The sequence below is a fragment of the Geminisphaera colitermitum TAV2 genome (assembly GCF_000171235.2).
Lineage (GTDB): Bacteria > Verrucomicrobiota > Verrucomicrobiia > Opitutales > Opitutaceae > Geminisphaera > Geminisphaera colitermitum.
In genome coordinates this window covers 12,275-24,498 of record NZ_ABEA03000041.1, presented here as the reverse complement: position 1 = coordinate 24,498, position 12,224 = coordinate 12,275, and the positions used below count along the sequence as shown (strand labels likewise).

The 12,224-nt window shown below is 60.6% G+C and carries 9 protein-coding genes; 5 read left to right on the top strand and 4 right to left on the bottom strand.

Annotated features, from left to right (window positions below; genetic code table 11):
• Positions 1–96 precede the first annotated feature (96 nt).
• The gene (locus tag OBACDRAFT_RS04595) at positions 97–1,185 is read right to left on the bottom strand and encodes a LacI family DNA-binding transcriptional regulator (RefSeq protein ID WP_232766641.1); all 1,089 of its coding nucleotides are present in this window, start codon (positions 1,183–1,185) and stop codon (positions 97–99) included.
• Positions 1,186–1,231: 46 nt separating this feature from the next.
• On the opposite strand from OBACDRAFT_RS04595, the gene OBACDRAFT_RS04590 reads away from it, so the two are divergent.
• The 4 genes from OBACDRAFT_RS04590 (at position 1,232) to OBACDRAFT_RS04575 (ending at position 7,779) form a co-directional block, all read left to right on the top strand.
• Entirely contained in the window at positions 1,232–2,167 is a 936-nt protein-coding gene (locus tag OBACDRAFT_RS04590; protein ID WP_043583209.1) for a PEP-CTERM sorting domain-containing protein, read from the top strand.
• A 62-nt stretch (positions 2,168–2,229) separates the two neighbouring features.
• Positions 2,230–4,173 carry a hypothetical protein gene (locus tag OBACDRAFT_RS04585; protein WP_052361148.1) on the top strand — a complete coding sequence of 648 codons (1,944 nt, stop codon included), beginning with the start codon at positions 2,230–2,232 and terminating at the stop codon, positions 4,171–4,173.
• Positions 4,174–4,195: 22 nt separating this feature from the next.
• Complete coding sequence (locus OBACDRAFT_RS24985; protein ID WP_052361145.1) at positions 4,196–4,927, top strand: type II secretion system protein; 732 nt, start codon at positions 4,196–4,198, stop codon at positions 4,925–4,927.
• 5 nt (positions 4,928–4,932) lie between these two features.
• Positions 4,933–7,779 (top strand): beta-galactosidase, encoded by a 2,847-nt coding sequence (locus OBACDRAFT_RS04575; RefSeq protein WP_052361143.1) that lies wholly within the window; start codon positions 4,933–4,935, stop codon positions 7,777–7,779.
• A 128-nt stretch (positions 7,780–7,907) separates the two neighbouring features.
• Here the strand turns inward: OBACDRAFT_RS04575 and OBACDRAFT_RS04570 are convergent, their stop codons facing one another.
• Entirely contained in the window at positions 7,908–9,944 is a 2,037-nt protein-coding gene (locus tag OBACDRAFT_RS04570) for an alpha-amylase family protein (protein ID WP_043583207.1), read from the bottom strand.
• Positions 9,945–10,027: 83 nt separating this feature from the next.
• On the opposite strand from OBACDRAFT_RS04570, the gene OBACDRAFT_RS24980 reads away from it, so the two are divergent.
• On the top strand, positions 10,028–10,909 hold the full coding sequence (locus OBACDRAFT_RS24980) for a helix-turn-helix domain-containing protein (RefSeq protein WP_052361142.1): 882 nt from the start codon (positions 10,028–10,030) through the stop codon (positions 10,907–10,909).
• 434 nt (positions 10,910–11,343) lie between these two features.
• Here the strand turns inward: OBACDRAFT_RS24980 and OBACDRAFT_RS04560 are convergent, their stop codons facing one another.
• Both OBACDRAFT_RS04560 and OBACDRAFT_RS04555 read right to left on the bottom strand, forming a co-directional pair.
• Positions 11,344–11,811: a type II toxin-antitoxin system VapC family toxin gene (locus tag OBACDRAFT_RS04560; protein WP_043583205.1), complete on the bottom strand. Its 468-nt coding sequence runs from the start codon at positions 11,809–11,811 to the stop codon at positions 11,344–11,346.
• Positions 11,812–11,828: 17 nt separating this feature from the next.
• The gene (locus tag OBACDRAFT_RS04555; protein WP_043583203.1) at positions 11,829–12,077 is read right to left on the bottom strand and encodes a type II toxin-antitoxin system Phd/YefM family antitoxin; all 249 of its coding nucleotides are present in this window, start codon (positions 12,075–12,077) and stop codon (positions 11,829–11,831) included.
• Positions 12,078–12,224: the final 147 nt, after the last annotated feature.

Below are 12,224 nucleotides of genomic sequence, written 5' to 3'. Positions count from 1 at the left end.
GCCCGCGCCAAGCCCGGTCGAGACAACAAATCACATGCGCGGGCTTCGCAAGCGAAGCCCCTACCATGACACGGGCGGCGCTCCGCGCCGCCCTGTTCACGCGCACGTCTTTCCCTCCCGCCACCGTCCCGGGATCAACACCGTCTGCCGCAGGGCGGGGATGCCGAGGTCGTTGCGATTGAGCTTGTCGATCACCATGCGCACGGCGTTTGCCCCGATCCCTGTATTGTTTTGTTCGATACCAGAAATCCGATCTGTCGGCATGCAGTTGATGTTGATGAGCGACACTTTTCCCGGCACCTCCACCGACTCGCTGCGCAGCAATGCGTGAATCTGCTCCATGAGGCTCGATGACGTGATCACAGCCTCCACCCCATGCCGCCGCCGCCAGGCCGTGAATGTTTCCGCATCCCATTCGGGCAGATACAAGGGCGGGATGGCCGCGAGTTGCTGCGGCGCGGCCTTTTGCTCCAGCCAGAACGCAGCCCCGTTGAGCCCCTCCGTGCGCTCGTGCCCGACGGTCGTAAGCACCAGCCCGGCGCGCGACAAAGCGCGCTCACGGCAATGGGCCAGGGCCACCCGCATGCCATCGTAATTGTCATGCACCACGCGGTCAAAAGCGGGCGTCGTAAACGTGTATTCGATTACCACTACGGAGAACTTTTCCCACTCCAGATCAAAATGTCCGTGCGCCTCCGGCAGCGGCGCGATGATTACGCCGTGGATGTTGCGCGTGAGTAAAATCGTGTTGAGCCGCGCCGCCGTTAGTCCCGCATCGCCGACAACAAACGTCTCCAGTGAATATCCCTGCGCCGCCGCCGCCGCGCGTGCGCCGGCCACATGTTCGTCCCGGATGTGACTCTTGCGGTTGGCGCTGATGATGAAGGCCAGTGTTGTGCCGTTTTCCAGTGACGGAGGCCTCCGCGCGCGCCGAGCCGCCCCCAGTGCCGAGAGCAACGGATGCGGACGGTATCCGAGTCTTTCGGCAATCTCTGCGATGCGCGTCCGTGTCGCCTCTGGTATCCGCCGGTCATGACGCAATGCGAGCGACACCGTGCTGCGGTCGCAACCGGCGGCGTGGGCCACGTCGAGCATCGTTACACGAGGGGATGGGATCATGCGTTCAACGGTGTGAATGCCGCGGAGATTGGTCAACCCCCGCTTCGCTGCAATGCCTTCGCTCATTCGCGCCAGCACGGCCCCGTACAACCCAAATTCCAACACACACACCATGAAAACAGCCCACCTCTCAAGCATCCGTCTGTCGCTGTTCGCCCTTGGCCTTACCTGCATCCTCGTCGGGCACACATCCACTGCCGCGACTCTTTTCGAAGACAACTTCACCTTTGGTATTGGTTCCCATTGGAAAAAATCGAGCAGCGCTTCCAACATAACCTTTTCTGCTGACTCCACGCGTGGTCCCGTTGCTGGAAACCAAGCCGCTTTCTTTGACGCCACCGGAACAAACGCCGACCAACGCAACGGCGTTTATGCCAATTTCCAATCTACCACTCTCGCCGTGGGCGATTCGCTCACGCTCGCCTTCGACTACAAGGGCGTAAAATACACTTCCAACGACAACAACCGCTTCATCTTCGGCCTCGCTCAATCCACTTCCGGCAGCCTCGCCAGCACGACGGATGGCGAAGGCAACACCGTCACCAATCCCGGTTACATCACTGGCATCAAGGTCGATCTTCGTGACAACAAACAGAGCAACTACGCTGACTTCTACAAACTCGCCAGCCTGCCCTCCAATCATCAGACAAGCGGCATTGGTCGCACCCTGACGGGAGATTCATTTTTCCTCACTGACGCCGAAAGCGCATCGGCGAACACAAACACCAACATCGCCGACGTTTTCCACTTCACGCTGACCATCTCCCGTGAGATCGACGGTCTCCGACTCACCTCCATTCTCACCGATAACACCGCGCAAAAATCATTCACCATCACGACACTCGTCGCGGACGCGAACGTGACGACTTATACATTCGACACGCTGCTCATCGGCGTGCAGCGACGCGAAACCGCTGAGTTCACCATCGACAACGTCTCCGTCACCCTCACCTCCAACATCCCCGAACCATCCACAATCGCACTGATTGTCGGACTTGCAGCGCTCGTATTCGTCACACTTCAGCAACGCCGCCGCCACGACATCTGAAATCTCATTGGCAATCGCACGCCGCGTGCGTCCTCCCCCCCCCCCCCCTCTGGTAATCTGCCATGAGCATTCTCCCAACCACTGATATTCCGCCTCCCGAGACACAACGTTCACGACACGCGGACTTTGTCCCGGCGGAACGAAATAATGCCGCGCACACCTCTGTCGCCAGCGGCTTCGATTTCAAGACATGGCATCGGCCCCCCGCAGCGTATTCGCACTGCCCATTCTGGTTCTGGAACGACGACCTCGACGACGATGAGATCGTCCGCCAGATCGGCGAATTTCAGAAACGCGGCGTGGAGGCGTTTGTGTTGCATCCGCGTATTGGACTTCCGCGTACACTCGGCTGGCTCAGCCCGCGCCTCTTCCGCTTTATGCGTACGGCGCTGCGCGAAGCATGGAAACGCGGCATGTGGGTTTTCCTTTACGACGAAGGCATGTACCCGAGTGGATCGGCGGGCGGACTCGTCGTGGCGCGCAATCCGGCATTTCAGGTGCGCGGACTCGTGTGTGAAGAAAGGAAAAATGACGACCGCAATGCGTCACTCGTCGCCTATGTCCGGCGGGCGGACGGACGCAACGCCTTCATTTACGACCGCCCCGTCGATGCCGTTGTTCGCGGCCTCCACTACATCGGAGACGAAACCGACGCCGCGCATCTCGGCGAAGAAGAACCCATTGCCGCCGACCTTCTCAATCCCGCCGCCGTCCGCTGCTTCATCGAACTCGTGTATGAACGGTTTCACGCCGAGCTTGGCGAATACTTCGGCACGGTCGTCAAAGGCATTTTTACCGACGAACCCAACCCCCTCTCACGTCTTCGCCAAGCCGCTGTCGTGCCCGGCACCACCGGCATCCTTGAGCACGTCAACGCCCACCTCGGTTACGACTTCACGCCGCATCTGCCCGCGCTCTGGTTTGACGATGAACCTGACGCCAGTCGCCACCGTCGTGCCTATGCCGACGCCATTGCTGCCCGCCTCGACGAAACCTATTACGTCCCGCTTTCCCGCTGGTGCGCCGACCACGGCATCGCCCTCACCGGCCACCCCGCCGAGCCCGACGACATCGGCCACCTCCGGCACCTCCAGATCCCGGGCCAGGACATCGTGTGGCGGCACATTCTTCCCGCCACGCCCACCGCCCTTGAAGGCCCGCCCTCCACCATGGCCAAGGCCGCGGCGTCAGTAAAATTCCACTACAAACGCACCTGCAACCTCAACGAATTTGCCGGCGCCTACGGTGAGTCGCTGACCTTTCGTGAACTGCGCTGGCTTGCCTCCTGGCTTCTCATTCGCGGCTGCGACATGCTTGTGCCCCACGCCTTCTATTACTCCATGCGCGGCCCCCGCCGCGACGAACGTCCGCCCGATGTCGGCCCCAACAGCGCGTGGTGGAATAATGGATACAAAGAATGGGAGGCGATGACCCGCCGTCTCTGCTGGCTCAACGCCACCTTCGTCCCCGTCTGCGAAGTCGCCATCCTTGGCCGCGCCACCGAACTCCCCTGGCGCGCCGCCAAAACCTGTTTCGAAAACCAGATCGACTTCCACTACATCGAACCGCGCGACCTCGCCTCCAACCGAGCCCGCGTTGATGCCGAAGGTTTTTTGCGCGTTGGCCCCGGACGTTACACCACCTTGATCGTTGAAACCGGTTACGAAGACATTCCCTTGCCCTCCGGAACTCCTGTCCTTCGTTGGAATGCCTCCCCCCCCCCCCCCCCCTCCCTCCTCGCCACGTTGCCGCGAACTCTCCTTGCCGACTCGCCCGCTCCTGGCCTGCGAGTCCGCCATTTGCTCAACGAAACCGGCAACCACATTTTCCTCCTTTTCAACGAAGGCGAAACCTCGCTCGCCTCCCGTATCACTCTTCCCCTTGCCCAACCTGCGCTTCTGCTCGATCCCGTCTCAGGAACTCAAAAACCCTGGGACGCCTCGCGTCCTCTGACCCTTGGAGCACACGAGTTTGTTGCCCTTCTCACTCCGCCCAATCCATTCTGAAACCTCAGCACCACATGCCGCCATGTGTTCCCCAAAAAAACGCCCACATCCCACCGCTGCCTTTACCCTCATCGAACTCCTGACAGTCATCGCGATTATCGGGATACTTGCCGCCATCATCATTCCAACAGTTGGCAAAGTTCGCAACTCGGCGCGTGACGCTGGCTGCAAGTCCAACCTCCGCCAATATGCTTTCGCCAGCATGATGTATGCTGAAGACAACAAAGGAAAACTCCCCGAACATCAGGGCGCCAGTTCGCCCAAGTGGGTTGACTGCGTGCGCCCATACCTTGCGTCGGGAGCGCGCAAAGGCGGCGAGTTGATTGTGGACGGCGAGGTCCAGTTGCGTTGTCCGGCCTTCGCCATCCGTGCCGGTGAATTCAAGACCACTCTCGATAATGACACCGCCCGTGGGCGCGGCTACCAATACAACCTGAATCTCCGGCTGAAGCCGGTTCCCAACGTCGCCAACCCTTCGCGCACCCCGATGTTCTGGGACGGTGGTGGCGCGGCCAAAAACATCGCCGGTTACCCGGGACGCGCGGGAAGCGCGAGCAGCAATTACCTCGAACGAAAATACCGCCACAGCGACCGCATGAACCTCGTCATGGTTTCCGGCTCCATTTCCAGCGTTCGCGGAGTTTATAACGGCAGCGAAAGCTCCGACAAAGACGACGGCGAAATTCCCTTCGAGCAGGGCGGCAGCGACTGGGGAAAAAACGGCGAAGGACGCCCCTTCTCCTGGGGAAACTGATCACAATGCGCACGACACTTGCCACCACGATTTTCAGCATCGTTGCATTCTCGTTGCAGCCTTCGCTTCCCGCCGCGACGCCCCCTCCCCCCCCCCCCCCTTCGCGTGCCGACCTCGTCGCTGACGTTCCCGCGCTCGTGCCTGACGGTGATCCACTCGATCACGTATCTGCCTTTTCGCTACAAATCGGACCCGACGGCAATCCGCTCCCCGGCTGGTTCCCCATCGGACTCCGCCCGAAACAACCCTGGCAGGCTGTCCATGCCGGTTTCAACCTGACACAGCCCGCCGTCGTTAACCGCGGTTTCAAATCCTCGCCGCCCGCCCCCTTCTCCACCGCCATCAGCGAAAGCGGTGTATCCGGAAATCAATTATACGAAACGCACGGCCTTTTTGCCTACCTGCAAATCCGCGCCGCCACCGACATGGGCAGCGTCCGCTGGACGAATCCCATCGGCAACTACGGCGTCTTTCCCCCGGCGCTCCGTTCCGACGGCACACGCGTCGAAAAAAGCGTCGCTTCGCTCCCCCGCTTTTACGAAGGCACGCGCCGCTACCTGCTCGACTACACACGCACCGCCGCCGCCACCATCGGCGCCGCGCAACCCGGTGCCCGCCCCCTCGTGGCATGGGGCTTGGACAACGAATGGGAAGGCGGACTGGACTACTCACCCGAAGCCAAAGCCGCCTTCGCCAAATGGCTCGGCAAAAACTTTGCCGACGTCGCTGATCTCAACCGCACCTGGGGCACGCGTCTCATGCGATTCGATGACGTCGCCGCGTCCGGATACACGCCGCCCACGACCACCGAATTTGCCACGCGTCCCGCCGAGTTTCTTGCATGGTATCGGTTCCACGCCGAGAGCTTCACAAATCTCGCCGCCGACATGGCTGACTCCGTTCACGCCAACGATCCGCTCCATCGCCCCGTCATCTACAAGAGTACCCAGCAGACCATCGACATGCCGTTTACGCGGCGCTACAAAACCTTCGATCACGTGGTTTTTGGCGAACGCGCCCGCGCCACCTTTGGCGGCGGACTTCAGGGCGCCAACATCTACGGCGCAGGCGACCGCGAGGCCTACGAGATCAACTACATTTACAACATAGTCCGTCCCCTCGCCGCCCCGTCTCCCACTGACACCAACGACCCGCTTGCGCACGGCGTCATGTGCCCCGAGATCAACAACCACCGCGGCCCCGGCCACCAATGGGCGGCTACCTACTGGCGCGCACTCGCCAGCGGACTCAAAGCCGCCAACTTCTTCACCATGGGCTACGAGGGTGCCAAGGGCGACTACGCCACCTTTGGACATTTCGCGCCCGATGGCACCCCGCGAGCCAAGATGTTTTATGCCGCCCGCTGGGCTCACATGGTTCACCGCACTGAAGCGTTCTGGCGCGCCTCAGCCCCCGCCGCCGGACTTCCCCGCGTAGCCATGCTCCTGCCTCGCCACGACGTCGTCCTCGCCGAACGCACCGACCGGCGCGTCTCCAAATGGGCCTACCCGATGAACCACCGCGTCATGGTCTATAGCTGGTTGCGCGAACAAGGTTATTGGGTGGATGTGATCCCCGAAACAAAACTCGACACAGCGTATCTGAGAAAAAACTACAAGGCCCTCATCCTCATCGGAGCCGAACACCTCCCCCCCCCCTCCGCCACCGCCATCACCGAATTTGTCCGTTCCGGGGGCATCCTTCTTGCCGACGAACGCGCAGGACACTTTGACGACCTGCACCGTGAAAAACGCCAGTTGGAATCCGTTCTCGGCGTAAAACTCGGTCGCTACGACAACACCCCGGCCTCACGCGTCACGCTCGGTCCGCGCCAAGGCGCGCTTGCCGGGGTGCGCGCCACCGGACGCATGGAAGCCAATCTCGCTGGGGCGAGCATCCTGCTCTCTTCCAATGATGGACGCCCCCTCGTCACCACACACAGCTTCGGACGAGGCCGCGCCATTCACATAGGATTTATAACTGGCGATCTCCGCGAGGACGTGAACCAGCCCGTGCATGTCTCCACTTTCAAGGCCTCCGGAGGTAATGAAACTGCGGATACTGGCGATGAAAGTTCACCTGAACGCGGCGGTGCCATCAGCCGCTGGCTCGCTTCGCTCCTTAAGGAAGCCGGCGTGGTGCCCGCATATTCCGCGCGCGGAATACGCGCGGACGAGGCTGCGATTTTGCGTGTCGAGCAGCCATTCGCTGATGCGCACGGCAACCTCGCCGTGGTCATCACCACCCGAGGCGCGGGTGGCAGTGACGCAACGGGTATGCCCGTCGAACGCATTCCCGCCACCATGCTTGAGCTTCCGCTGCCGGGCGGACCTTGGACACATGCCGTGTGGGGCAGTGCCGAGGATGCCGGACTGCAATTTGTCAAAATCGTCCACATCGCGGACGACCGTTACCATGTGACGCTTCCGCCAGTGGAAACTGCAGGCGTTCTGTATCTGCTCAAAAAACACGCCCCCCTGATTGGCATCCGAAAAATCGATACGCCGAACCGGGCCATCGACGGTCACGCTGCCCGTGTGCGTTCGTCCGTTCCGTTCGTTGTGCGGGTGCAGCTTGTAAACCCCTCTCCGCTTAATCTTTCCACGGGTGCGCTTCGCTTTGCCGCTCCAAAAGGTTGGACCGTGCAGCCCGTCAAGGCCCAGCCCACATCCGTGCTTGCGCCGGGTGAAAGTGCCGAGGCCATTTTCACTGTCACGCCGCCTGACGAGAAGGCGTTGAGGACAAACTGGCTCTATCCGCTTGTCGCCCGATGGCGTCCTTCCGACTCCACGCCTGACATGCCGGATGAAGCCATCGCCGCCGCCAACGTCGAAGTCGTCATTACGCCGTAGCGGTCAGGTGTCCCTGACTTGCGTCAACCAAGGGGGGGGGGGACTTATACTGCCGACATTCAGAAAAGTGGCGCGGGCGTCTCGCCCGCTTCGGAACAGATTGCGGGCGGGACGCCCGCGCCACGTCTTCAGAAGAAGCCCGGCACTCGGAGTAGGAGGCGGCCTTTTTTGATGGGGAGAATAAAGGTGCCTTCTGGTGTACGGGGGAGTTCGGAATTGGTATCGAAATCCACAATACGTTTCGCGGCTGCGGGGAGGCGTAGTTCTTCGCCGGCAAAGGAGGAGCGTTCTTCGATCATGTCGATCGAGAGCGCCTTGCGCGTCGGGATGTAGTGGAGGAGCGTGAGCAAGAGGTCGGATCCGCGACGGCGGGGGACGCTGAGGATCGTCGTGGGCAGGCCGTCACCATAGGACGCAGGTCCAATGAGGCGGTGCATGGCGAGTCGCCAGCCGTCACGCACGGCGATGTTTCCAGAGTGGCGGTATTCGCGGAAAATGGGGTCGGCAAAATACACGAAGTTTTTCCCGGCAAGGACGGCGGCGTGACGGTCGGCAGTAGCTTGCGGCGGCGTTTGAAAATGCGACGAGAAGGTGAGGTCGGTGCGGCGGAAGTAGGGGAGCACTCGTTCGACTAGTGTCGTTATCCCCCGTCCGGCGGTGACGTTGACGCCGGGTTCGTAAACAACGCGGTCGCTGCGTGAGAGTTCGGGCGAGAATGCGGAACGGGCACGCCAGTAGGTCGGGAATTTTTGGACGTCGCCGGTGAGTTTCAGGTCAAGGCCGGGAATAAGCGATGCGGTGTCGGCGGGATCGGCTGGGGCGGCTGAATTGGCAATAAAACCGCTGCGGTGCGAGGCGATGAGTTTGCCGCCGCGCTTGTGGAAGGCGGCGAGGCGTTTTTGTAGTGGAGGCGTCACGACAACGCTGTCGGGCAGGATGACGAGATCGAGGCCGTCGAGGTCGGATTTGTCATCGAGGACGATGCTGTCGTAGTGGTTTTCCTCACACATCTGCACGGCACCTTCGAGCGACTGATCCGCCTTGGCGGCATCAATGGACGGATCGCCGGGTGCGATGATGCCGACTTGCGGCAGTGCGGTGGAGTTTTTGTAAAACGGCTCGGCGGCGGCGCATTGGGCGAAGACTGCGCCGATAAGGTCGTAGGCTCCGGCGTCGGGCTGGCCGCGGGGGGGGAGTTGGTCGCCGATGGAGTTGGCTCCGCCGAGCGCTTGGGAACGGAAACATTCGTATTCGAGTGCGGGTTGTGGTTTGAGTCCGCCGAAATCGCCCCACATGCGCTGGAAGCGACCAGTCATGCCAAGCCAGGGTTTGCCCCAGGTGCCAAAGGCGCGGGCGAGGCGCGGGAAGTGGTGGTAGCCCCAGAAGCCGGAGGGCAGGGATTCGAGTTCCCAGTGGCTTTGCAGGTCGTGGCGCGTGCGGACGCCGTAGCGCGAATCGGCGCAGATGGGATTGGGCGAGTTGTAGAAGATGGTAGCGTCTTTTTTGATACCGCGAATGAGCGAAGTGAAGCGTTTGGAAAATGCGACTTGAGCGGCGGTTTCGAAGCGGGTTTGAGTGGCGGGGTCGTGGCCGAGGAGGTTGTGCTTCTCGCGGAATTTCACGCTGGCGTCGCTCCAACAGGCGCGGGGGTCCATGAAGAGGATGTCGAAAAAGAGGCCGTCCACGTCGTAGTTGGCAAGGAGTTCGCGGACGTGGGCTTCGATGTAGTCCTGATAGTCGGGATGGAGGAAGTTGTTGAATTTCCATCCGCCGGGGTGCGGGGGTTTGGTGGGGTCGGCGTTGGTGACGCGGGCAAAGGTGCCGTCTTCGCGGAGTTGGCGCCATTCGGGGTGTTTGTCGGCGACGTCTTCTTCCCAGGCAACGGTGGTGTAGATGGGGGCTCGGATGCCTTCGCAGTGGAGGGCTTCGATTTGCGCGCCGAGGAGGTCGAAGCCTTTGAGGGCGGGGTGCTGCGTGCCGGTTTTGGTGGGGTAGTAGGACATGCCGTGATGGCATTTGGCGAAGATGGTGACGCTGTTGACGTGGGCGTCCTTGAAGGTTTTGGCGAAGGCGGCGGCGTCAAACTCGGAGCTGACATCGGGGATGTAAGGCGAGGTGTGAAAGTCGAGGTGAACCTGGCGTTGGTGGGAAAGGAGCGGGTGCATGGTGAAATTGGATAATGATGATACCGTTTTGATGGATTTTTGGGTATGGCCAATGGAGCCGGAATTATGAAGATTTCCGTCTTATGGAGTCTGGATCGATTTTTGCCACGCCTGCCGAGGAGTTGCTGCAACGGGTGCAGCCTCAGGTCTTGATCGTGCGTCGTGAGGTGGTCGGACCGGAGTGGCGGTGGGATTTGTTGAGTCCGTTTTGGCGACTTTATCTCAATGACGGAGCGGGGGCGTTTGTTGTGGAGCGTGAAACCACGCGACGGGTGGAGTTGCGGGCGGGCGTGGTTTATTTGCTGCCTGCGTGGGTGCGGGTGGAAACGGGCGTGGCAGGGGGGGGGGGGAGGGGGGACAAACGGGTGCGACATGATTATATGCATTTTTACCTGAACGGAATTCCGGCGACATTACACCGGCGGATGTTTCGACGGGTGGTGGAGTTGGAGCCGGACGCGGTGTTGCGGCCGTTGTTGGTGCGTTGGCAGCGAGTGATGGCGCGCGGCGTGCAGGAGGCGGGACCGGCGGGGTTTGCGTGGGCGCACGCACTGGTGAATGCGGCGCTGGCGCTGGCGTGGGAACGGTTGCCGGCGGATGCGCACGAGGAGGCGGCGCGTTGGTCGGCGGGGACGGAGTTGGTGAGGCCGGCGTTGGAGTGCATTGATCGTCGGTTGGCGGACCCGCCGCTCAACCGGGAACTGGCGGCGTTGTGTCACATGGGGGAGGATCATTTCATCCGCGAGTTTCGCGCGGCGGTGGGGTTGACTCCGGCGCGTTATGGTTTGGAGCGTCGGATCGCGGGCGCGGCGCAGTGGTTGACGGGGACGATGCGCAAGGTGGACGACATCGCGGCGGCAGCGGGGTTTGCTGACCGGTTTCATTTCTCGCGTGTGTTCCGCGAGGAGTTCGGCATGGCCCCGGTTGCCTACCGGCGGATGCACTGGCGGGGGCCGCGGGCGTGAGGGGGAGGGGGTATTAGGCTGGGAGGCGGTTCAGGCGGGGGAATCGGAAAACATTTAACGCTGAACATTAAACATTGAACATTGAATGTCAGAATCGGCAGCGGGGAAACGGCTCGGATTCATGGGTGGTTCGGTGTTTTGTTTAATGTTAAGGGAGGTTCTAAAAATCAGAAATTACACAGAGATCACAGAGAAGGCACAGAGTTTAGGGAGGACAAAACGACTTTGCTCCTTTTTCCGTAAAAAATATTATTTTATTTATAATAAATGAATTACAGAGACATTCATTCACGAGGAAAATGTCCTTCCACCGGACAGGCCTCCCCAAACTCTGTGCCTCCTCTGTGTCCTCTGTGTAATTTTTAGAAGTTCCCTTAAATGTTCAGCGTTAAATGTTTGTTCGGAAAATACTGGGGGAGAGAGAACACGCAGGTTTAGCGGGCAATTGTCTTGGGCAGGCGGTGGGGGAGGATGGTGAGGCCGGACTTGCGGGCGACGGCGCGCTGGCGTTCGTCAAAGGAAGCAAATTCACGGCTGCCAATCACAAGCGCGGCGGCAACGTGCAGGATGTCGAGGCTGCGACATTTGGTGGCAACGGTGTGCGCTTTGGAAAGGGTTTCGGCACGGCGAAACACTGCGGGCAGATCGTAGGCGGGACGTTCGTAACGGCCTGCGTCGATGTCATCTTGGAAGTTGGCGAGAGCGGTGTTCATTTCCGTTTCGGAGAGTTCACCGCGGCTGTGTTTGAGTCGGATGGCGTTACGGATTTCGAGTTCCTGAATATGCGTGAGGGGGAGGGGGGGGGCAGTGCGCAGAACGATTTCGTCGGCTTCTCGTGAGTTACTTTCGGTGGCGTAGGTTTTGAGCAGGATGCCTGTGTCAACGTAGGTGCTGGTTTGCATGGCAGTTGTTCAGTCGTTCACCATTCGCCCCGGCTTTCATCGACGATTTCGGAGAGGGGTTTTCCGGGAGGGGCTCCGTTGGGGAAGAGGCGGTTTCTTCGTGCGGCGAGATCGGGCCATTCGACTTTTTTACGTTTGCGAGCGACGGGTTGCAGTATGGCGAAGGTTTGGCCGCGACGGGTGATGGTGACGGTTTCGCCGTCTTCAATCCATTCGGATACGCGGGCGAAATTGTTGCGCAGATCGGCGACGGTGGCGGTTTTCATGATGATAGATTATCTATCATAGAGGGTTCGCAGTCAAGCAGGCGGAAAGGGGGGGGGGGGAGAGCCGTTAGCGAGTGAGAGTAATGGCCGTCATGGAACAGGGAGCAAAAGTGTGTGCGAAATGGGTGGCGGCGGTTGATATGGGGA